This is a genomic window from Pedobacter ghigonis, assembly GCF_903166585.1.
Lineage (GTDB): Bacteria > Bacteroidota > Bacteroidia > Sphingobacteriales > Sphingobacteriaceae > Pedobacter > Pedobacter ghigonis.
Genome location: NZ_CAESCM010000010.1, coordinates 215194 through 237773 on the forward strand (window position 1 = coordinate 215194; position 22580 = coordinate 237773).

The 22580-nt window shown below is 40.0% G+C and carries 16 protein-coding genes; 1 reads left to right on the top strand and 15 read right to left on the bottom strand.

Features of this window, described 5'->3' with window-relative positions:
• Positions 1-2 precede the first annotated feature (2 nt).
• Positions 3-383: a glycine cleavage system protein GcvH gene (gcvH, locus tag HWV58_RS15775; protein WP_124561096.1), complete on the bottom strand. Its 381-nt coding sequence runs from the start codon at positions 381-383 to the stop codon at positions 3-5.
• Between the two features lie 237 nt (positions 384-620).
• Between gcvH and HWV58_RS15780 the strand changes: the two genes are divergently transcribed.
• Positions 621-1085 carry a hypothetical protein gene (locus tag HWV58_RS15780; RefSeq protein WP_175635005.1) on the top strand — a complete coding sequence of 155 codons (465 nt, stop codon included), beginning with the start codon at positions 621-623 and terminating at the stop codon, positions 1083-1085.
• 95 nt (positions 1086-1180) lie between these two features.
• On the opposite strand, the gene sov is transcribed toward HWV58_RS15780, so the two are convergent.
• The 14 genes from sov to HWV58_RS15850 all read right to left on the bottom strand — a co-directional run bounded on the left by sov (position 1181) and on the right by HWV58_RS15850 (position 22229).
• Positions 1181-8377, bottom strand: a complete 7197-nt coding sequence (gene sov, locus HWV58_RS15785; protein WP_175635006.1) for a T9SS outer membrane translocon Sov/SprA — start codon at positions 8375-8377, stop codon at positions 1181-1183.
• Positions 8378-8389: 12 nt separating this feature from the next.
• Entirely contained in the window at positions 8390-8974 is a 585-nt protein-coding gene (gene ruvA, locus HWV58_RS15790; RefSeq protein ID WP_124561099.1) for a Holliday junction branch migration protein RuvA, read from the bottom strand.
• 6 nt (positions 8975-8980) lie between these two features.
• Positions 8981-11299, bottom strand: coding sequence for an NADP-dependent malic enzyme (locus tag HWV58_RS15795; RefSeq protein WP_175635007.1), 2319 nt, complete (start codon positions 11297-11299; stop codon positions 8981-8983).
• A 163-nt stretch (positions 11300-11462) separates the two neighbouring features.
• Entirely contained in the window at positions 11463-12257 is a 795-nt protein-coding gene (locus HWV58_RS15800) for a Fic family protein (RefSeq protein WP_175635008.1), read from the bottom strand.
• A 120-nt stretch (positions 12258-12377) separates the two neighbouring features.
• Positions 12378-13781: a lytic transglycosylase domain-containing protein gene (locus HWV58_RS15805; protein ID WP_175635009.1), complete on the bottom strand. Its 1404-nt coding sequence runs from the start codon at positions 13779-13781 to the stop codon at positions 12378-12380.
• A 140-nt stretch (positions 13782-13921) separates the two neighbouring features.
• The gene (gene gatA, locus HWV58_RS15810; protein ID WP_175635010.1) at positions 13922-15340 is read right to left on the bottom strand and encodes an Asp-tRNA(Asn)/Glu-tRNA(Gln) amidotransferase subunit GatA; all 1419 of its coding nucleotides are present in this window, start codon (positions 15338-15340) and stop codon (positions 13922-13924) included.
• An 18-nt stretch (positions 15341-15358) separates the two neighbouring features.
• Positions 15359-15559: a Sec-independent protein translocase subunit TatA/TatB gene (locus tag HWV58_RS15815; RefSeq protein WP_029986031.1), complete on the bottom strand. Its 201-nt coding sequence runs from the start codon at positions 15557-15559 to the stop codon at positions 15359-15361.
• Positions 15560-15571: 12 nt separating this feature from the next.
• Positions 15572-15931 carry a Sec-independent protein translocase subunit TatA/TatB gene (locus tag HWV58_RS15820; protein ID WP_175635011.1) on the bottom strand — a complete coding sequence of 120 codons (360 nt, stop codon included), beginning with the start codon at positions 15929-15931 and terminating at the stop codon, positions 15572-15574.
• Positions 15932-15978: 47 nt separating this feature from the next.
• Positions 15979-17274 carry a murein hydrolase activator EnvC family protein gene (locus HWV58_RS15825; RefSeq protein WP_175635012.1) on the bottom strand — a complete coding sequence of 432 codons (1296 nt, stop codon included), beginning with the start codon at positions 17272-17274 and terminating at the stop codon, positions 15979-15981.
• Between the two features lie 144 nt (positions 17275-17418).
• Positions 17419-18210, bottom strand: coding sequence for a DUF4292 domain-containing protein (locus HWV58_RS15830; protein ID WP_175635013.1), 792 nt, complete (start codon positions 18208-18210; stop codon positions 17419-17421).
• On the bottom strand, positions 18188-19885 hold the full coding sequence (locus HWV58_RS15835; RefSeq protein WP_175635014.1) for a tetratricopeptide repeat protein: 1698 nt from the start codon (positions 19883-19885) through the stop codon (positions 18188-18190). The genes HWV58_RS15830 and HWV58_RS15835 overlap by 23 nt, the downstream gene beginning before the upstream one ends.
• Before the next feature lie 45 nt (positions 19886-19930).
• Positions 19931-20362 carry a dUTP diphosphatase gene (dut, locus tag HWV58_RS15840; protein ID WP_175635015.1) on the bottom strand — a complete coding sequence of 144 codons (432 nt, stop codon included), beginning with the start codon at positions 20360-20362 and terminating at the stop codon, positions 19931-19933.
• Positions 20363-20399: 37 nt separating this feature from the next.
• Positions 20400-21878, bottom strand: a complete 1479-nt coding sequence (locus HWV58_RS15845; RefSeq protein ID WP_175635016.1) for a lipopolysaccharide biosynthesis protein — start codon at positions 21876-21878, stop codon at positions 20400-20402.
• A 78-nt stretch (positions 21879-21956) separates the two neighbouring features.
• Positions 21957-22229, bottom strand: a complete 273-nt coding sequence (locus tag HWV58_RS15850; RefSeq protein WP_175635017.1) for an acylphosphatase — start codon at positions 22227-22229, stop codon at positions 21957-21959.
• Between the last annotated feature and the right edge of the window lie 351 nt (positions 22230-22580).

Here is a 22580-nt window from a genome sequence, read left to right on the forward strand (position 1 = left end):
AATTAAGCGCCTACCAATTCCTGGTATGCAGCAGCTGTAAGCAAACCTTCTACTTCAGTTAAATCAGCTAAAGATACTTTAACCATCCAGCCTTCTCCATAAGGATCAGAGTTAACCAATTCAGGGTTGTCGTTTAGGTCAGCATTAACTTCTAATACGGTTCCGGTAACAGGCATATATAAATCAGATACGGTTTTAACGGCCTCTACTGTACCGAAAACTTCTTCTTTAGCTACTTCGCTACCTACGGTGTTGATGTCAACATAAACGATATCACCTAACTCGCGTTGTGCAAAATCAGTTACGCCAATATAAGCTTCGTTACCTTCAACTCTAACCCACTCGTGGTCTTTAGTGTACTTTAATTCTGATGGAAAATTCATTATTTTATATGTTTTGAAAATAAGTTATTTATTTTTTACTCTCCTTAGCCAACATACCAGCTGCAAAATATTTATGCAATTGGTAGTGTTTGCGCTTCAAAAATACAATTTAGTTTATCCATTCGCAATGGCTTAAAAATTAACTTATCAGAAAAGTTGAATGTTGCGATTACCATGGCTGGTCAAGGTCAAACTCAGAAATAATATCTATATTGAAAATACAAATTAACACTCAATATGAAACCTTCCTTTGTTTATACCTTAAAAGTATGCCTGGCAACCTTAATCGCTTCTGTTCCCCTTACTATGGCGATTGGATTTGTCTATATCGGTTTAATTATGCTGATTAAACCAGCGAATTATAACTTCACTTTTAACATTCCGTTTAACCATATGTTTATTTTTGTCGGCATCGTTGCTGTATTTATTACATTTAATATATACCTGATTGAAAAAATGGGGTATAAAAGATTTATAAATGACAGGCCCATCGCGCACTCAATTGTAATCTTTCTTTTTTATCTAATTGCCAGCGGAAGCACCTATTTAATGCATTTCGACCATCTTGTATTCAGTTATGTCCCCATGTTCATCACGGCCTATTTATTTAGCAGGATATTCTCTATCGGGCGGAACAATGTTCTTTCGAACCAACCGAATGAAAGAGATAATAGTAACCTAGAGCCGTTAAGTGATCAATAACTTTTCAATATCTGTGACATTGATTTGTTCAACATTTTTTCTTCTGCATGAAAAAGCCCCATTAAAAATGAGGCTTTTCTATGATTGAAGATTCATTAATTCAACGTAAACCTTAAACTAAAGCCAAAATTACTAAATGAAGTATTAAAGGTTTGCGAGGTATAAGGCTTGGTAATGTTCGAATCGTAAAATAACTTAATATTAAACTTTTGGTTTAACACATAATCAACGCTAGGCCTTAGGGTAATGTTTTTTGCCCCTGAAGAAACCTCTGCTTCAGTAATATCAGCCCGGTAAATAACGGTTTTATTATCGCGAATGGCCACATCGAGTTTAAAGTCCATGTTGTTATCCATTTTTAAGCTTTTAAACCAGCCAAACGGGAAACGGAATTTATTGGTACGGTAACCCAGGCCTAAAACCATATTGTTTTCTGATAGTTGTGCCAGCTGGCTGTTCGATAAACTTAAGCCCAATAAACGTGATCGGTTTAACTCGAAAGAAGCCGTCAGGTTATTTTTAAACCTGGTATCTACCCCAACCAGTGGTGCAAAATATTCTGAAATCGTAACTTGTGCAAACTGGTATTCGGGTAAAAAGTTATTGTTAACATCCCTGCTACTCACTGCTCCATTGGTTTCCTGATAACGCAAAAGCGAATTAAATCCATTGATGTTATAAGCAGAACGGTAACCGTGCCTGATATCGACCGACGAAAATTTATCGGCAATAAAAGGAATGCGAGTTAAGCCACTGTAGGTTAAGTTCCAGTTTGGAAGTGGAATTTTAGGGAAAGAATTCATTTTAACCTTTCCGGCATCCTTGCCCGCATAGGCAGCCATAAAAGCTGAGATAATTACATCCTGACTTTCTTTGCTATACCCGTCGGCAAAACCTCCGGTAGCGCCCGATGAATTTGGATTTTGCGCACCCAACCTTCTCGAAATCACACTGCGGTTATTCATAAACTGCTGGAACAAGCCCGAAACCCGGGTTGCATTATTTTCTTTAAACGCAGTACCTAAAGCGATGTAAGAAATGCTGTAATCGCCCGTGGTAATGGCGCTTAGATTTTCAAATGATGATACACTGGCCACATACCTGAAATTGGTTGAGAAATTTCGTGTTTGTGCCTTGTTTGCTTTTAAAGTAATCCGCAAATCTTTAAATGGTTCTACCTGGCCAGTCAATTGTAAATCTTCGCGAAGCGTGTTTACATACAACTGGGTTTGTAAGGTATCGGTGGTTAACCAACCGTTGTTTAAAGCCATTTCGCGTATGTCGCGCTGACTACCAAAAGCAAAGCCTAAACCTGGTGCGCCTGTGGCGTTATCGATACCAAAATATTTGGTTGTTGGCAGATAACCCGGCAAGAAAATACCCTTGGTTTGTACAAAGCTGGCGTTTACATTTTTTAAACTGGTTAATATGTTGATGAAAAAGTTTTTCGCCTTATTTCCATTATCATCGTTACCGGCATTGCGTATAAAACCAAACTTATTGTATAGTGTGGTTAGATTTAAAGTCGGGTTAACCTGTACCGTCCGGCTGTTTTGTACCGTGTTACCTAAATTGATATTTGGATCGCGCAGGGTAGCCAGCGGCTCGGTTTGCCAGTTAAAGTTGGTTCCGTAACGGGTTTTAATGGTAATCCAGTTTAAACCTGGTATCTTATCAATCGGCAGATTATAGGTAACGTTTAAGTTGTGGTTATAATCGGTTGTACGGCCTAAACGTTTTAAGTTTTCCCAAACGGTATCTCGTTTCAGTCCTTCAATTCTGCCATCTGGTTCATCAATAATAGAATAGTTGGTGGCGTTAAAATCTAACTGTAACGAACGGGTAAGGTTCCAGGCTATGCCGTAAACCCTGCTCATGGTAAAGTTTTTATTAAAAGTGGTTCCGTAACCAGTTTGATAAACACCCAAAGTATTGTTCGGGTCGTTATTTCTCAAAGTATTTTCCGAGTATAAACGATCTACATCAATCCTGAAATTAATGGCACTTGGAAAAATACTGAAATTAAAATCTTTCAGCAATGCCAGCATATTCGATTTAATGATCTTTTCGAACGGTGCTATTGTTTTAGCCTCTCTAGAATAACTATATTGTAGTGATGCCCTATAAGTATTCTGGATGCTACTCTGGTTAATAAAATCACGGTGGTTATACTGGGTATAGGCATAACTTGCAGAGAAGTTTTCGATATCCCACAGCCTTACAGGTTTGCTATTATTGGTGCGCTCTTTCCGAACATTGGTAAAGTTAATGCCTCTCCTAACGGTATAATCCTGCGCGAAATTTAAAATCGAATCTTTTTGTTCTTTGGTTGATCGCTCCAACGCATTTTTCAACTCAATATCCGGCGTTCTCGGGTTATACTGCGGTGTAGAAACCTGCTTAGAATAACTTACAAACATCGGTATTTTAACCCCCGATTTTTGTGGCAGGAATTTTCCGAGCTCCATGGCCGACGAGACATCCAATAACACATTATCGGCACGGGTACGCTCGCTAACCTTCGAATCAATTGAACCAAAACCAACGGTCGATTTACTCCCCGAAATATTTACATCGGCAAAATCGGCCAGTTTTAAATTCAACCTTCCCGTTGCTGCCCATCCACCTTTTTCATCAAATTCGGTTAGCCTTAATTCGTTAAACCAAACCAGGGCATTTTTATCCTGGCCATCATCACTACCAACCTCGTTAGCCTGACGAAGCGGGTTTTTGATACCTACCATGTAAACCCTTACTTTACTCATATCGGGCTGCCCTTTAACCACAATGGTTCTGGTGCCATCGGTATAAGTAAAAGGTACATTTATTGGCCACGGTTGTCCGTTAGCCTGTTTAGCCACATTACGGGCAAGTTTGGCATTTTGGAAAAGCGTCAAATCAATATCCATCCTGTTGGCTTCCGGCCAAATGGCATCCGGATCGCTGGTGCCCGGCGCGGTTACCTTTAACGGCATTACATATTCGTAATAGTTATCCTGGTTATCAGTTCCGATCCTTAAAAAGGCAGAAACATCACCATCATTTAACAATTGGTTATTAACAGCTTCGGCGTGAACAAACATTTCCAAATGTTTATAAGACCTGAAATCGCTATAGGCAGTTTTAAAGGCTGCACGCCCATAACCATCTCTTAACGATTTTACTATTACTGATAACGATTGTTCGTTTAGGCGGGTATCGCCACGGTAGTTGCTGTAATCGCGCTCGCGCAGAATACCCGGAGGGGTAACATAAGGAATAGGTGAGCGCTTGCCGTTTTCTTCGATATTTACGGTTGACACTTCAACAGTAGAATTATCAGGGGTTAAAGCAGGCAAAGCCGGATCGACGATAACCTGCGCAGCCTGATTGGATGCATTGTATTCGCGCCACTCGCCACGGATTAACTGTAGTTTTGCAAAACGCATTACCGCAGTATCGGCGAAGTTGGTCATGAACATCCTGAAAAAACGGATCGATTTAAAATCCTGAATACCGCCAACTTTTTGCTGGTACTGCCCGATTGGAATCCTGAACTGGTACCAGGTTACTGCCTGGGTATTTCCATTTGCCAGTTTAACCTGCGAGGTTACTTTATCTGTAATGAAATTCTGTCCTACATTTAAATCCCCTGGACGAATAGAAACTTTGTACTGGAAATACTCGTCGCTTTGGGTCATGTTGTTATCGCGGTTGATATCCTCACCATCTGGTAAGGAGGTTGAGGCCGAATTCTCCAGCCCAAGTTCTGCCTGCGATTGTTGTGAGGTTTTTGAGTTACCCTCAGTTCCGTTATATCTTTCGTAGCGTTTTAAAATACCGGCATTAATCTGATCTAAAGCCGGACCTCTGAAATATGCATAGTTATCTGATGCCGGATCGGCATCTAAAGTAGCAGCTGCGTTGGCATTCAATTGCGATTTAATCTGATTGATTTCGGCTGCGAATTTGGTCTTTTCATCTGCATCTGATAAACCATCTAAACCAACATCCTGCGCCTTACGTGAATCGGCATTGTTATCGAAAGCCTGTACCACTGGTTGCAATTTAGGAACACGACCCCAGGCGGTTTCGTCATATTTAGTCGGATCGTTTGCAGCCGGTAAACCATTCTCTAACGATTTTCTGCCATCCTTAAGGATATCTTCCGAAATGTTTCCGAGATTGAAATACAAATCCCCTCCGCTCGAGTTTGGTTTGTAGATAAACGGATCCATTACCCAAAGTTCAATAAAGCCAACGTTTAAGGCTTCAAAGTCGTTGGTTTCAATCTTCCGCTGAAAGCCTGCCCAGCTATTTTGTGGTTGCAGTAATGATCCGTCAGGTTTGAAACCTGTAGTACGGAAGTTATAAGGTCCCCTAACAGTCGGGTAGTAAGCCACGTCAAAAGTGGTAATGTTTAGTGCCTGTCCGGTTGCCGTTTCTTTGAAAGGGAAAACCTCTTGCTCTATTACCTCTCTAACATAGTGGTTAGAAAGTTCGGCCCTGTTGTTTCTGATATTGGCCGGCGTGGTTGATGCTGCCGAATTGTAAAAAGTAGGATCGATATTATAAAAGGCTACCCTTGCCCTGTTGTATCCGTACGAAAGATCGTTAGACCGGTCGAACTCCTGAAACAGTTGCGGTGTACCGGATAACTGCCATGAAATAGCACTTTTTAAATCGATAACCGAACGCGAAGCTTCAAAATCGTCGAGATAGCTTACGCCGTTTTTACTGCCTGCAAAATTCAAAGCCCTCGGGTGACCTGGAATTAATTGCGCAAACTCTCCGTAAAAAGTAACGCTCGATGGTGCTTTAGTAGAAATAAGTGGAATTTTATCAACCAGTTTGGTTAAAAATCTTGAAGGCGAACTGTAGTTGATATCGGCTCCCCAAATGGTATTTGAAATGGGCTCTTCGCCAATATTCACTTTCTGGGTCAGCGGTTTTTCCGTCAGGTTCATTATCGTACCACCCAAATTCAGTTTGTTGTTTACTCGGTAATCTAAGCGGGTACCAAAAAGCGACCGCTGTTGTAAACCAAAGAGTTCGTTATTTTCGGTTGTAATGCGAATAGGCTGACCAGAAATTAAAAGTGCCTGGTTAATTACGCTTACCCTTCCACCCTGGTAATCAACCGTAAAATCTACCCCCTCTGTTAAAGGCATTGTACCTGCAAACACCTTTACCGAACCTTCCGGAACATTAATGGCATTTAAACTAAATTCAGAAGAAATATCAGACTGGTAGTTTACTTTAATTACGTAACGGTTCTGGTTTTGGAACAATTGTTTGGCAATGGTTTGGGTCGAATCGTATAATGCAGTAAAAGTATATTTATCAATTAAGGCCTGCTCACCCGGTAAAAATCTGGCTGCCAAATCCTTTCCGAAAGGCTCTATTACCGGAAAAATAATTCGTCCGTTTGCCGGGTCGATGGTAATATAACCCGTGTTGGTATTGGTTACTAAAGAGGTTTGCCCATTGCTGCCTGTTCCGAATAAACTTGGGGTATTGGCATTGTTTGCTGTAGAGTATGCGCCAAATGCATTGTTAGCCGCCACAAAATCGAAAACCCCATCTGGTTTACGCTCATTTTGCTGGTTTAAACGGTCAAACTCGGTTAATGCAATCCACTGTTTGTTAGCTGTATTCTGTCCTTCGGTCATTACCGGATTATCAACACCGGTTTGGTTGTCGATACGGAAGATGTCTAATTTAAAATTCTGGCTGCTGATCTGATATCCACCTATTGAGTAGATGTTTTTCATCATCAAATCCCATGTAGGAAGCGAAATTTTGGTGGTTTCGTTCTTTAGTAATTTGGTATAAAGTACTTTTGGATTCGCCGCATCGAAAGGCACATCGGTAGAAAATTCACCCACCTGGTACTCTACTCCATTGTAGGTATAACGGTAGGCAACTGTTAAAACTTCATCGGCATTGAGCGGATTATTTAGCGATAAATAACCCAATTGCGGTTGAAAAGTAAACTCTCTTTCCGTCAATCTCCTGGCATAAGTTAATTTGGCAAAGTTATCTGTACCAGCCATGTATGGCGGACTGGATTGGAAGAAAGAAATAACAGCATTAGAATTGGTCTGCCTGATAGCACCACCCTGATAAGCATTTAATTGCGAAATCAGGTTATTGGATTGTTGAGCGAAGCCGGCAGCAGTAGTTCCGGCGGGTAAGCCTGAAGTACCACCCGTAATTAAATTGTTGTATGGTGCATTCTCACCTAAATCCAGTAAGCCCAAAACATCTCTCGAATCCGAAGTATTACCAGCTTTATTGGTAATCCAGACCTCAATTTTAGTAATCTGAATTGGTGAAGTAATAATTGGCGCATTAGCCAGGTTCTTATTGTAGTTATTTCTGAAATACTGCGAAAGGAAATAGTGCTTGTTGGCCTCGTAGCTATCGATGTTTACCGTGGTGGTATTTTGTTGTGCACCATTGGTAATTTTAATTTCGCGCGATTCGGATTTCTGCTGCGTGTAAACACTCGTTACATTTAAGCGGCCGAATTTTAACTGTGTTTTAATACCAAAAAGAGCCTGTGTACCGGTAATTAAAGAGGTATTTAAAGGCAAACTTACGTTACCCGCCTCAATTTTCTGGATAATATCATCTTTACCTCCGGTATAGTCGAGTTTAATCTGGTTTTCGAAATCAAACTGGGCTTCGGTATTGTAATTACTTTTTATTTTCAGTTTTGTTCCGATATTCCCAACCAGATCCATCTGAATCCTTTGGTTAAAATCGAAATTGGTTTGCACCCTTTGCCTTTCGTTAAAAAGTGGGTTTTCATTTTTATTTACGCGGCCTAAAAAAGTAAGTTCGGCTTCACCCCGTGGTTGAATATCGATGGTGGTACCGCCAAATAATTTTTCGAAGGCTTTGCTGTTTACCTGTATTTGTGGAATAATGCCTGTACTCCGGTAATCGCTTACCTCGGCATTGGAAATGCTGCGCCAGTTGCCGCGTTTAATTTCGCTGTTTACCAGGCGTTGGTATTCATCGATGGTTAAATATTGGGTATTGAGCACAAACTGTTCACCAATTAATTCCTTAACGATATAACGTTTGTTTTTGGCATCGTATTCTACCACACGCTTTAAATTACTGGGCGCAGGATAGAACGGATTAACAGATGGCCCCAGGCCTAAACGTTCCTTTTCTCGTAAACTGAAGTTATTTTTTTTTGTAACAGTATCCGTCTTGCTTGGAACAACTTGAGAGAAGGCGTTTTGAGTAGCAATTAATAAGATGGGGATGAGAAACAGAAAGGTAGATATTCTCTTCAAAGGCGTTAAGATCTATAAGGTTTTCAAAGCATACTTAATTAGTTGTTCAACCGAAAGGGTTCCCTCATTCACTTTTAATATCTGATCTATAGTTTTTTCGGCTGTTTGTTTGGCAAATCCGAGCATTACCAATGCTGATAACGCTTCATCTTTAACAGTATTGTGTAAAGGCATAGAAATTAATGAATCTGCGCCTTCTTTTTTTAGTTTGTCCTGTAATTCTAAAACCAGGCGCTGAGCTGTTTTTGCTCCTAAACCTTTAATGCGTTGAATAAGTGGCAAATCGGCCTTGATTATTGCCGTTTGGATTTCCACTGGTGTGATGGACGATAAAATCATCCGTCCGGTGTTGGGTCCTATCCCTGATACCGAAATCAGGTGTAAAAATAAACGGCGTTCGCCTTCATCAGCGAAGCCGTATAATGTGTGTGCATCTTCTTTAACGTGCAGCCAGGTATAAATTTTACACCTTTCTGCATCGCCCAAAGCGCTGTAAGTATTTAATGATATATTAATATGATAGCCTATACCTCCGGCTTCCACCACAACATAAGCTGGGTTTTTAAATGTCAATTTACCATCGATATAGGCGTACATGTAATTCTACTTCTTGGTTGATTTTGTAAATATACCTTTTCGTTTCGAAGTTCCAGCAATTTCTTCTTTGGCTTGAACATCTACTACTGCAATAGTAACCATATTTACGATCTCCCGCACCGAACTTCCTAACTGAACAATATGAACAGGCTTGTTTAATCCCAATAAAATTGGTCCAACCGCCTCTGCTCCACCCAGCTCTTGTAACAATTTGTATGCAATGTTACCCGACTCTAAATTCGGGAACACCAAAGTGTTTGCAGGAGCATCGGCCAGGGTGCTGAAAGGGAAGTTATCTTTCAATAATTCGTTGTTAATGGCAAAGTTCCCTTGCATTTCTCCATCAACCACTACATCCGGGTGATTTTTATGCAAAAGATTTACGGTTTCTCTTACTTTGTTTGGTGTTACCCCATCGTTTGAGCCAAAGTTCGAATACGATAATAAAGCAATACGCGGCTTAATATTGAACTGTTTAACCGATTTATCCAGCAGTAAGGTAATATCTACCAGTTCTTCAGCTGTTGGATCAACATTCACTGTGGTATCGCCAAAGAAAACCGGACCTTTTTTGGTCATCATCATGTACATACCAGCTACGCGTTTTACACTTGGATCAACACCAATTACATGTAGCGCAGGCTTAATGGTGGATCCGTAATTTTTGGTTAAACCAGAAATCATGGCATCTGCTTCGCCGAACTCTACCATCGATGCACCGTAATAGTTACGATCTCTCAATAATTTAGTCGCATCGGTTAATGAAACACCTTTACGCTGACGTTTTTTGTAAAGCGCCTCAGCATATTGTTTAGTTTTATCAGGGTTTTGCATCTGATCGATGATTTCTACACCCTCCAGTTCTAAACCATGCTCATCAATAATGGCTTGTATTTTATCTTTATTTCCTAAAAGGATCGGAATTGCAATATTTTCGTCGTTTACGATCTGTGCTGCCTTTAAGATTTTATAGTTATCTGCTTCAGCAAAAACCACACGTTTTGGATCCGTTTTGGCTTTGGTGGTAATGGCACGCATAATGGCATCATCCAAACCTAAACGTTTTCTCAGTTCCTCGGTATAAGCATCCCAATCGGTAATGATTTTACGGGCAACACCGCTTTCGATAGCCGCTTTAGCCACAGCAGTAGAAACCTCGGTAATTAACCTGAAATCTACCGGTTTAGGAATGATATAATCTTTACCAAATTTAAGGTTACGGGCATTATAGGCTAGGTTTACCGATTCCGGAACTGATTTTTTGGCCAGTTCGGCAATCGCTTTAACCGCAGCAATTTTCATCGGCTCGTTAATGCTGGTTGCACGTACATCAAGCGCACCACGGAAAATGTAAGGAAAACCTAAAACGTTATTAACCTGGTTAGGATAATCAGAACGGCCAGTTGCCATAATGATATCTTTACGGGTTTTGATCGCCAATTCGTAAGCAATTTCAGGATTTGGGTTCGACATGGCAAAAACAATCGGGTTTTTGGCCATCGAATTCAACATATCTACGCTAACGCAATCAGCAGAAGAAAGACCGATGAAAACATCCGAATCTTTCATCGCTTCTTCCAAAGTGTTGATCTTTCTGTCGGTAGCAAATTCAGCTTTAATCGCATCAAGCGATTCGCGGTCTTTGCGGATTACGCCCGAACGGTCGCACATCACGATGTTCTCTTTTTTAGCACCTAAAGAAACATATAATTTGGTACAAGAAATTGCAGCGGCACCAGCACCATTAACTACAATTTTGATCTTATCCATTTTTTTCTTGATGATTTCGCATGCATTTAATAAAGCTGCTGCCGAAATAATCGCGGTACCATGCTGGTCATCGTGCATTACCGGAATGTTCATCTCTTCCTTTAAACGGCGTTCGATTTCGAAACATTCTGGTGCTTTAATATCCTCCAGGTTTACACCTCCAAAAGTTGGCTCCAGAGCTTTAACGATTTTTACAAAATCATCTACGTTTTTGGTATCCAGCTCTAAATCGAATACATCGATATCGGCAAAGATTTTGAAAAGTAAACCTTTACCTTCCATTACCGGCTTTCCGGCTTCAGGGCCAATATCGCCCAAACCTAAAACGGCTGTACCATTACTGATTACCGCAACAAGGTTTCCTTTTGCGGTGTACTTATAAACATCTTCTTTATTTTCTGCTATTTGCAAGCAAGGCTCGGCTACTCCCGGTGAATAAGCGAGGGTTAAATCTCTCTGCGAATTTGTAGGTTTTGTTGGAATTACCTGTATCTTTCCCGGACGGCCTTGTGCGTGATAATCAAGCGCATCTTGCTTTCTAGTGGTTTTACTCATTACGTAACTTATTAGTGACGGCGCAAAGGTACAATTCTTTTTATGAGGCATAAAATAAAAAGCCCCCCAAAAAAGTTTAATCTGGTCTTAGTAAAAAATTGAGTTAAAATAACAAGAAGAACTCATTATTTCAACCTTGCAAATGTGATAGCAAAACCTACCTCTATCTTTTACATGGTTGGAAATTCATCTCAAAATTATTAGTGAGGCTTCTTTTTTGATCAATCTCTGATTGCATGCGTGCTATGCTCAATTCTGCAAAATAGTTTGTCAAAACACTAGTATCTCCATGCTTTTCTGAAAGTTTGAGTGTATTAATGTAAGCTGGTTTATCTGCCGCTGTTACAATCACATGGGGCTGTGACAATCTAGCTAAAATATAATTGGATATTAACCTACCCACTCGACCATTGCCATCTGGAAATGGGTGAAGATAGATGAAAAACTTGTGGAAACGCGTACTGATTTCCAATGGATGCAAACTTGATTTGAGGATTGCATCCTCCGTTGACTGCATTAATTGAGGCATTCTTTTAATACTGGTTTCGAAATCCTCAAAAACTGTATCTCCAGCTGCCATCTGCCTCGTTGTGTATTCCCCAGGCTCATATCCTTTTGCGAATTTAATTGTATTTCTGGTAAGCAATTCCTGAGTTTGTTTGACAAAGGGTTCTGACAAAGGCCTGTCCAGGTTATCAAAAACAAATTCATATGCCTTAAAATGGTCTAAGATTTCGAAAGCTTCAAAAAGCGAATGATTTTGGAGTTTAAAGCTCATCCCCTTCTCTCTTAACTCTCTTGCCTCGTCTACAGTAAAAGAATTACCCTCAACGGCGCAGCTATGCGCAGAGAAAAGAATCTCGTTGTATTCCCGAAAGTCATCAACATTAAAACTATCTGAAATAGTTTTTTTATACTCGGTTACCGTCTTGTCGTAAGTTTGGAGAAGTTGATCCATTTGTGTACACTTATAAAAGACATTTCACAAATAAGATTCGATTAATGAACCACACCAATTTAGTTAGAAATTCCACTAACTCAATGCGAATAGAAATTGTGAAATGCTTTTTAGGCTCACTTAGCCCTTACTGATTTTCAGGATCATACCAGCCTGTAGACCAGCTTTGCTTAGCTTATTATCTCTTCTGATGCTCTGTACGGTCGCGCCATCAAATTTCTCGGCAATCTCTGACAAGGTATCGCCAGTTTTTACTTTATAGCTTAAAAACGATGCAGGTGCTTTAAGGGCTACACGGTTTTTGGCATAAATTTTAAGTCTTTGTCCGGGCACTATACTTTTACTTTTTAAGCCGTTCCAAACGCGCAAATCCTGCACCTCAACCCCATACTTATCGGCTAGGGAAGTTAAATTTTGTCCGCTGGTAACTTTATGGTAAACTACTGCAGAAGCAGTAGTACTCTTGGCTTTTTTCTTTCGTAAATCGCGTACATCGTCGGTGCTCGCCTCAATTACGCGCATGTTCACATCAACATCCACATTGTTGAGCACTTCGTAAACACCGGCAAAATCGATATCTTTCAATTTCGGCATCACAATACGCTTGGGCTCATCGTCGGTACCGTTAACAATCTTCTTCTTATATGAGGGGTTTAAGGCAAATATAGCCGATTCTTCTACGTTTAGGGCCTTCGCGAGTGTGGCAAGCGATACAAACCTGGTGGTTTGAACAGTATCAGTCTTCAGGAACATATTGCAGGCCTGACTGGTAATCTGATGTTTGTTCGAATAATTCATTACGTAAACCGCAGCAATAAATGCAGGTACATAATTCCTGGTTTCTTTCGGCAAAAATTGTCTGATTACCCAAAAATCCCGTGATCCGGCTTTATCAATCGCACGGGTTACATTGCCCTTACCACAGTTATAGGCTGCAATGGCCAAAAGCCAGTCACCCAGTTCTTCGAATGCATCTCTAAAATAAGCTGCAGCTGCATAACTGGCCTGAATGGGATCTTTACGTTCATCAACAAAGTTATCCATCTTTAAACCGTAAGCTTTTCCGGTACCAAACATAAACTGCCAGATACCCGTTGCCCCAACACGCGAAATGGCATGCGGGTTCATTTGGGATTCGACAATAGTAAGGTATTTTATCTCTTGCGGAATGTTGTAATCTTTTAAAGCCTTATCAAAAATCGGGAAGTAATAACTCGATAAGCCGATCATCTTGCCGAACATATCTTTACGCTTGGCATAAATATCGATGTACTGTTGTACATACTCGTTGTAAGGAAGCGGAACAGTTTTGGCAATCGAATCGAGCCTGAGTTTATAGATGAAATTCTGGCTCATCATTAACGGATTCTCGGTAACCAGCGGAACGGCTACGGTATCGGTATTGATGAAAATGTTGTTTTGCGCTTTACGAAGGCTATCTAACTGGAGAAGTTGTTGTGCCGAAACGGAAGAAACAAATCCGAAGCAAGCACAAACTGAAGCAAGAAGTAATTTTTTAATCATGGGCTATTGGTTTTATTCAGTGCCGTCATTCTGATCCGATAGCTATCGGATTTGTTTCAGAACCTCTAATTGAAATGCTTATCCCGAAAACCGGGACAGCATGACGATCACTGTACACAGCTCCATATAGAAGCTAATGCCTATTTTAAAAATGCCTGAGAAAAAGCCAGAAGCTTATCTTCCTCAAAATGTTTGGCTGTAAATTGTATACTTAACGGTAAATTTGCTTCGTTATTGCCCAAAGGCAGTGCAATAGCCGGGTTACCACTTAAAGATGGCAGTACCGTAAAAATATCGGCCATGTACATTACCAGCGCATCCTGCACATTATCGCCTATTTTAAAGGCTGCTGTAGGTGCTACCGGCGATAAAACAAAATCATATTCTTCGAAAAGCTGATCCATTTTTTCGCGGATTAAACGGCGAACCTGCTGGGCTTTTTGGTAATAAGCATCGTAGTATCCGGCGCTTAAAACAAAAGTCCCTAAAAGGATACGGCGTTTTACTTCTTCGCCAAAGCCTTCTGCACGCGATAGTTTATACAGTTCGTTTAACGATTTCGCTTCCATGTTGCGGTGACCATAATGTACACCATCGTAGCGCGAAAGATTAGATGAAGCTTCGGCTGTGGTTAAAATATAATAAGCCGGAACGAGGTAATCTAACAGATCAAAAGATACATACTCAACGGTATGGCCTTGCGCCTGTAAATCTGCTATTGATTTTAAAATGGCCGTTTTAATTTCAGGATCAAGCGCCTCGCTCTCAATCGTTTCTTTTAAAACCGCTATTTTTTGTTTTTTAGTTTCGTTTAAATGTGCCGGATAATCCGGAACGGTTAAAGCCGAAGCCGTAGAATCATGATCATCGGAACCAGCCAAAACCTGAAGTAGAATTGCGGCGTCTTCTACCGATGAAGTAATCGGGCCAACCTGATCAAAAGAAGAGGCATAGGCAATTACACCATAACGGGAAATACGTCCGTAGGTTGGTTTAAGGCCAATCTGACCGCAAAAAGCGGCCGGCTGCCTTACCGAACCACCGGTATCAGTACCTAAAGCAGATAAACACATATCAGCCTGAACCGCCACAGCCGAACCACCTGAGGAACCGCCGGGAACAAGTTCGTGGTTGGCAGCATTTCTTACCGCACCATAAAAAGAAGTTTCGTTTGAGCCGCCCATGGCAAATTCATCACAGTTTAAGCGGCCAATAATAACGGCATCTTCCTGCAATAAACGCTCAACAACGGTAGCTGAATAAGGAGAGATAAAACCTTCGAGCATTTTCGACGAGGCAGTTACCTCATGGTCCTTGTAACAGATATTGTCTTTAATCCCAATAACCATCCCGGCAAGCTTACCTGCAGTACCTGCTTCTATTTTCTGCTGTACCGCTTTTGCCTGAACTTCGGCCGTATAAAAAAACACCTCATTAAATGCATTGAGGTGTTCATTATCTTTAATCTGCTTAAAATAATAAGCCAATAAATCGGGTAAAGTTAACTGCTTTTGCGAAATGAGCGATTGAATCTCTTTAAGAGAACTGTATTTCTTCAAAACAAAAAATTATTGCAATTAAACAGTCTTATCGCGGTTAGATGGATCTACCTGATCGCCATCAACGCCATCTTTACCATCTTTAAATTCTTTAACACCTTTACCTAAACCTCTCATTAGTTCAGGAATTTTTTTTCCACCAAATAATAACAATACCACTACCGCAATAATGATAATTTCTGGTGTTCCAAGCATTGCTGCTATTGTTGTATTTAACATAATTTTTTTTGATTAAACTTTTTGATTGTCACTAACATTTTTTTCGTCAACAGGTGTGCTTTCAGGTGTATGCGCTGCTTGTGCTTCTACCTTTTCATCAACCGGTGCTTCTTCAGTTGGGTGATGACGTTGACTATGGTTTACAGTTGTTTCTTCCGCTTCTTCCTTATCAAGATCCATGGCATTAATATTTCTATGGATTTCGCGCTTCACACCATCTGAGGCATCTTTGAATTCTCTGATCCCTTTCCCTAATCCTCTTGCCAGTTCGGGTAATTTTTTACCTCCAAATAACAAAAGAACTACCACTAAAATGAGTACGATCTCCGACCCCCCCATGTTTAAAAACTCTAATAACGTGCCTTGATACATCACTAATATAATTTATACAAATATAGACATTTTAACTTGTCTTCAGTTTATTTACTAATCCAGGCCTCTGGGTTTAATTTTGTCTGGCCCCTCATAATTTCAAAATGGAGTTCTGCAATATCTCCGGTATTGGCCAGCACCCCAATGGTTTGGCGGGTATTTACTTTATCGCCTTTGCTCACACTGGCCGATCTCAGATTTTGATAAATGGTAAAATAGTTACCGTGCATTAATATAACCACATATTTACCATAAATAAGGCTTACTCCTAGAACTTCGCCGTCAAATACTGCTCTAACTGCAGCACCTTCCGAAGCAGTTATATTTACCCCCTCATTGTTCATGGTGGCCTGATCTACCTTATGCACACCGAAATGTTCGGTAATGGTACCCGAAACCGGATAAGGCAACCTTCCTCTGTTATTTTCAAATCCTGCTGCCAGTTTTGCCGATCCGGCATCGTTGGTAAGCAGTTCATTGGTATTTTTCTCTTTTGCTGCTGCCGGAGCTGCTGGTACAGGTTTATTTTCTGCCTTTGCTTTAGCCGCGGCAGCTCTTGCCTCTGCTGCTGCCTTAGCTGCTGCTATACGCGCCTCTTCTGCGGCCTTTCTTCTCGCTTCCTCAATAGCACGTTGAATTGCCAAACGAATGGCTTTATCAATCTGCGCTTGTTGTTTCACACGGGTGTTAATGTCTTGCTTAAACTGTTTTTCCTGTTTGCTCAGTTTATTTAACACTACCGATTGTTCGCTCTTATCTTTTCCCAAACGCTCACGCTCTCTTTCCTGCTCTTTCAACAGGTCACTTTTTTCCCTGAGGGTTTTATCCAGTACTTTAATCTTGCCATTCAGATCTTGCTGTGTATTTTCGATATAGCCTGCCTGTTTTTTACGGTACTGGCTAAACTGCTGCAAGTATTTTATCCGTTTATACGCCTGGTTAAAATCTTTGGCAGCAAAAATAAACATCATCTTGTCGTAAGCATTTCTGTTACGCTGGGCAAAACGGATCATTCCGGCATATTCTTTTTTAAGATCGCCTAACTGACCTTGTAATGTATGTACGGTATTGGTGTTCTGAGAGATTTGGTTATCCAGATTTTTTATTTCAGAGTTGATGGTACCGATCTTATCCTGGCGCAACCGAATCTGGGCATTAATGGTATTAATCTGCTGGATGGTAAGTTTTTTACCACTGGCAGCCTTATTTAAATTTTTCTGAAGTTGTTCAATTTCGCGCTGAATGGCTTCTTTTTTCCTTCTAAGTTGGCTTTCAGTTTGCGCTACTGCCGAAAGGGTGAGCGCGCTTAAAAAAAGGATAAATAGATATTTGTGTAGCTTCATTAAGCCAAAAGTATAAAAATTTTGTAGTAAAAAATATTAAAATTGAGATACTCAGGTCATAATTACTTATAACAGAACCGTCTTCACTTAATCTTCATGCTCCGGATAGGTTTGAGCACCACACCTGGTTAATTTGTTTGGTAATTACTTTACTACAGTAAATCTCTTTGGTACACTAAACGGAAAATCGACCGGAACATTGCCATCAATTTTAACAAACTGCATGTCGATATTTATTCGCTTTGCTTTAGATAAGGTTTTGATTTGCAAAGCACTTGGAAATAAATATTCGTTTAATTTCTGATAATCGGTATAAGTTACTTTTAAGGCCTGACCGTTTTGCGAATCATTTAAATTGGTTTCCGCCACTTTAAAAAGCGTATTGAATAGCAATTTATAATCGAGCGTTTGCTTACTGCCCGAAACTACCCAAACGCCGTTTTCCTGTTTAACATCCGATTGGTCGGTTAAAAACTCGCCCATGGCATTACCGGTTAAAATGGCTTGCAGGGTATTAAAATTAACCTGTTTATTGGTGAAATTATAAACGTAACTGAAAGGCTTTTTCAGATATTCACTTTTCATGCGGTTCATAATTTTAATACTATCTGGTGTAATTAAAGCTCTCGCCACTTCGGCCATGCCACCCAAAGCGGTAATACTTACCCAAATGGTTTCCTTGTCTTTCATTTTGAAATTCATGGTTACATCGTTGGCATCGCCGGCAATATCGAGCGTTGCTTTCGCTTTGAGTGAAAGGGTATTAAATTTAAGTTGCTTACCGTTTAGTAAAGTTAAGGCTTCGGCTTTAGTATTATCGGTTTTGGTTTCTGATTTGGCCTGCGGAGCCACTACAATTTCTTTTTTAGGCTTACATGCGGAAACAAAAACTACAGTACCTACCAGGAACAGGCTATTTAAAATATTTCTTTTCATTTATTTTTTTATTTAATACTTCCGAGCTGTTTCCAGCTTCTTTTGCTTTTTGCCATTGAATTAGTGCGGCATCTTTTTCACCCTTCATGTACAGGATATCGCCATATCGCTCCAGATAAACACCATTTTTACTACTATTGTTTTGCAAGGCCTTTTCAATCCAGGTTTTGGCCAGATCGTATTTTTGCTGTTTAAAGAGTATAAAGGCATAGGTATCGGTAATCGACGAATTGTTAGGCACGGCATTGGCCGCAGTTTCGGCATATTTAGCTGCTTTATTTAAATCGTCATTCCTCAGCGCCAGATAGTAAGCATAATTATTCATGATGAGGTAATTATCTGGCTCAACTGTAATGGCCTTTTCGAAGGCTGTTTTGGCCAGTGCAAAATTATTCTGGTTGATATAAATATCGCCTTGCAAGGCGTAAACCTGTGCCTGCAAACTTTTATTCTCTACATCGAGTTGCAGCGCAGTTTTGAGATTACTTAAAGCCGTATCAAATTTACCGGTTTTAAACAGGGCATAAGCCATGTAATAATACAAGCTCGCCTGGTTTGGGTAAATGGTTAGCGCTTCATCTCCAACTTTCACAGCTTCATCATAATGCCCAAGTAGGGTGTGAATATTAATCACCTGCTCCCAAACTACATAAACCTGTTCGTTAAGTTTTAAGGCAGCCTGATATTGTGTTAAAGCTTCTTTTAAATTGTTTTGCTGATAAAGTACATCACCATAAAGCGCCAGTGCTTTCGCATCTGAAGGATTTTTTTCTGCAACCAGTTTAGTTAGTTCGGTTACGTTTTTAGCCACCACAGGCTGGTTGAGTTTTGGGAAAAGGGCTGCAATAATTTTTATTTTCTCATTTATTGGCATCTCTGCACTTTCGAAAGCCATTTTCAGGGAAGCAAAGGCTGCTTCGTCATTTTTCTGCTTGCGGTAAATATCGGCCAAGCCTAAGTTTACCTCAAAATTATTGGGTTCTAATTGATGTGCTTTTACCAGCACTTTTAAGGCTTCGGGATCGTTGCCTTTTTGCAACAGCAAACCCGCGGCATATAAATAGTTTTTTACATCGGCCTGGTTGCCCTCTAATAATTTAACAATATCGCTTTCTGAGGTACTCCCATTCTGATCCATTCTTCTTTTGGCCACAAGCAACTCCTTCGACTCTCCAAATTTGGCTTCTATTTCACCGTAGGTTTTCTTCGCGCCATCGAGCTGATTGGCTAAAAACTGTGCATTGGCCTTATCAAAGTAGTAGGCATCATTTTGGGGATCGAGGCGGATTAACTGATTAAAAACCTCAACCAGTTCGGGCATTTTATTGTTCCGTTTGTACACCTCGCCCAATAAACGCCAGTACCAGAGGTTATCCTGATTGATTTTAAGTGCCTGCTTTATATTTTGCTCTGCTTCGGCAAGCTTATCTAAGCGTAAATTGGCATTGGCCAGCTCAAAATAGGCCGCATGGTTATTGGGATCTAAGCTTACAATCTTATTAAAATTTGTTGATGCGACTACATAATTTTCAGACATTTTCTCGCGTAAACCGGCAAAGAACAACTGTTTTACCATATTGCTATCGCGGTTGGTCGCCGGCGTAACCGTCCCCTGACCAAAAGCCTGGAAACCAGCCATGCTAAGTGCAATAAGAAAATGAATTTTGTACTTCATATCATCCAAAAATTAACTTCAAACTGAAAACCACGAGTGCCAAAATTACTTTCCGGTATGGCCATAACCGCCTTCGCCGCGATCGGTTTCTCCAAGCGCATCAACCGCCTGCCAGCTCACCGTTTCGTGCTTAGCCACTACCATTTGCGCAATCCTGTCGCCATTAACAATTTTAAAATCTGTATCCGATAAATTTACCAATAAAACTTTGATCTCACCACGGTAATCGGCATCAATTGTACCCGGAGCATTAACAATACTAATGCCATGCTTATACGCCAGTCCGCTTCTTGGCCTGATCTGCGCTTCGTAACCTATAGGCAGCTCGATAAACAAGCCCGTAGGCACCAACAATCTCTGCAAAGGTTTAAGTGTAATTTCTTCGGTTATTGCTGCCCTCAAATCCATGCCAGCTGCATGCGCAGTTTCGTATTGCGGCAGCGGGTGGCCTGATTTATTGATGATTTTTATTTCCATTTTATTAGATGTGAGATTGGAGTGGTGGGATTTTAGATTACTTTTTCAGAAGCTTTAACAAGTTATTCTTTTCAAAATAAAACATGCCTAATAAAAAGATAATCAGCAGCCCGTTTCCAAAGTAAATATTTTGTTTAAATACCCAAAAAGAAAGGTAAACTAAAATTACAGAAACCACAAGATAGGCAACCATACGCTTTAAATTATATGGAATAGGATAATGCTTTTGACCTAACACGTAAGAAATAACCATAATAATCAGGTAAGCAAACATAGATACCCAGGCCGACCCCATATAACTGTACTTTGGTATCAGAATAATGTTCATTACAATGGTAAACACTGCCCCCACCAGCGAAATGTATAAACCAAACCGTGTCTGGTCTGACAAACGGTACCAAACAGATAAATTCATATAAATACCCAGGCAGACGTAACCAAATAACAGGTATGGAACAGCTGTAAGTCCAACCCAATATTTATCTGAGATAAAATGTTTAATAATTTCAATGTTTGCCGTTAAGCCAACAAACAGAATGGACAGAGCAAGCACAAAATAATACAATATGGTGGCATAAGTTTGCTTTGCATTGGCATTTTTAGCATGGCTAAAAAAGAAAGGCTCGGCTCCCAACCTGAATGCCGTATTGAAAATACTGATAAAAATGGCCAGTTTACATACTGCCCCATAAATACCAATGTCGTGATCGGCGATATTGGTGGGCAGGTATTTACTCAATAAAATTTTATCCAGGTTTTCATTAATAATAAACGACAGGTTGGCAACCAGCACAGGCCAGCTGTATCCAAACATATTACCGAATAAAGCTTTGTTAAACTTAAACTCTATTTCTAAGAACTGAGGCAAAAGCATTACGAATGTAACAACACTTGCAATCAAATTGGAAATAAATACATATCCAACCCACCGGCCTTTATACCAGGAGGCCAGCCATCCGCTCCCAACATCGTTTTTAATTAACCAAGGAATAACAAAGATGAATATCAGGTTGAACCCCACAAATACACCAATATTTAAAAATTTAATCAGGCTGTAACGAAATGGTTTCCCATCGGCCCTGAGTTTGGCAAACGGAATTACGCTAATGGCATCTACGAATAAGATCCATACAAAATACTGCACATATAACTTTTGGTTAGCAAGTTCCGAAATGCTTCCATTTAATGTAAAACGGGCAAGATAATCTGAAAAAACTAACCCGGTTATTAAGAAAAGGACAGAAATAAAAGCAATAACCAGAAAGCTATTGTTGTAAACTTCCTGTTTTTTATCTTCATGCTTATTCAGATACCTGAAATAAGTAGTTTCCATTCCAAATGCCAAAATTGGATTGATAATGGAAACATAGCTGAACATTTTGGTAAATATCCCATACACACTTGTCGGGTAAACACGGGTGTAAATCGGCGTTAAAATGAAATTGAACAAACGTGAAAAGATGGTGCTTAAACCGTAGATCAGTGTTTGTCCGGCAAACTTTTTATATACAGACATTTAATATTGAGATTTGAGTATTGCGTATTGAGATAAGCTCCTTACCGAAGCAATATAGCAATCCAACAATTCAACAATTTATTTCCTTAAAATTTCAAAATTACGATAGTTTTTCACTTCGGCTTCGCTTACCGCAACATTTTCTACACGTGAGCGGTCAGGCCCTTCGTGGCACCAGTTTACAAATTCCTCCAGAAAAATATCCTCACCCTCTGCTTCGATATATACAGAGCCGTCTTTTTCGTTCCGCACAAAACCATTCACCATCATCTGGTTGGCGATAATTTTAGTGGTTTCCCTAAAACCAACGCCCTGTACTTTACCTGTTACTATTATATTGAGGTGTTTCATTTATTGTTATAAAGTTGAAAGGTTTTAAAGATGCAAAGGTAAATGAATTCTCACAACTCTTTAATACATGTCAATAAGGAGTGTAAATCGAATTAACAAAGCTATTAACCTTTATTCCGTTAAATTATTCCTAGAATTGTGACTTTTTAAATTAAGATTACCAAGCGTGAGAATAACTATTTAAACAATTTCAGGAAAAAAGCCTGTAACTAAAATCACCGTTTATCAGAATTTACAATGACAAGATAGCCAATCCTTACTTTCGCTTAATAAAATCTACATACCTTTTAAGAGTTATTCGAATTGATGAGATTAACAATAACTTTAACCATTATTTCTTTTTCGTCTGAC

Coding starts and splice junctions, on each gene's coding strand:
- gcvH (WP_124561096.1), bottom strand. CDS start 383: ATGAATTTTCCATCAGAATTAAAGTACACTAAAGACCACGAGTGGGTT.
- HWV58_RS15780 (WP_175635005.1), top strand. CDS start 621: ATGAAACCTTCCTTTGTTTATACCTTAAAAGTATGCCTGGCAACCTTA.
- ruvA (WP_124561099.1), bottom strand. CDS start 8,974: ATGTACGCCTATATCGATGGTAAATTGACATTTAAAAACCCAGCTTAT.
- HWV58_RS15795 (WP_175635007.1), bottom strand. CDS start 11,299: ATGAGTAAAACCACTAGAAAGCAAGATGCGCTTGATTATCACGCACAA.
- HWV58_RS15800 (WP_175635008.1), bottom strand. CDS start 12,257: ATGGATCAACTTCTCCAAACTTACGACAAGACGGTAACCGAGTATAAA.
- HWV58_RS15805 (WP_175635009.1), bottom strand. CDS start 13,781: ATGATTAAAAAATTACTTCTTGCTTCAGTTTGTGCTTGCTTCGGATTT.
- HWV58_RS15815 (WP_029986031.1), bottom strand. CDS start 15,559: ATGTTAAATACAACAATAGCAGCAATGCTTGGAACACCAGAAATTATC.
- HWV58_RS15820 (WP_175635011.1), bottom strand. CDS start 15,931: ATGTATCAAGGCACGTTATTAGAGTTTTTAAACATGGGGGGGTCGGAG.
- HWV58_RS15825 (WP_175635012.1), bottom strand. CDS start 17,274: ATGAAGCTACACAAATATCTATTTATCCTTTTTTTAAGCGCGCTCACC.
- HWV58_RS15830 (WP_175635013.1), bottom strand. CDS start 18,210: ATGAAAAGAAATATTTTAAATAGCCTGTTCCTGGTAGGTACTGTAGTT.
- HWV58_RS15835 (WP_175635014.1), bottom strand. CDS start 19,885: ATGAAGTACAAAATTCATTTTCTTATTGCACTTAGCATGGCTGGTTTC.
- dut (WP_175635015.1), bottom strand. CDS start 20,362: ATGGAAATAAAAATCATCAATAAATCAGGCCACCCGCTGCCGCAATAC.
- HWV58_RS15845 (WP_175635016.1), bottom strand. CDS start 21,878: ATGTCTGTATATAAAAAGTTTGCCGGACAAACACTGATCTACGGTTTA.
- HWV58_RS15850 (WP_175635017.1), bottom strand. CDS start 22,229: ATGAAACACCTCAATATAATAGTAACAGGTAAAGTACAGGGCGTTGGT.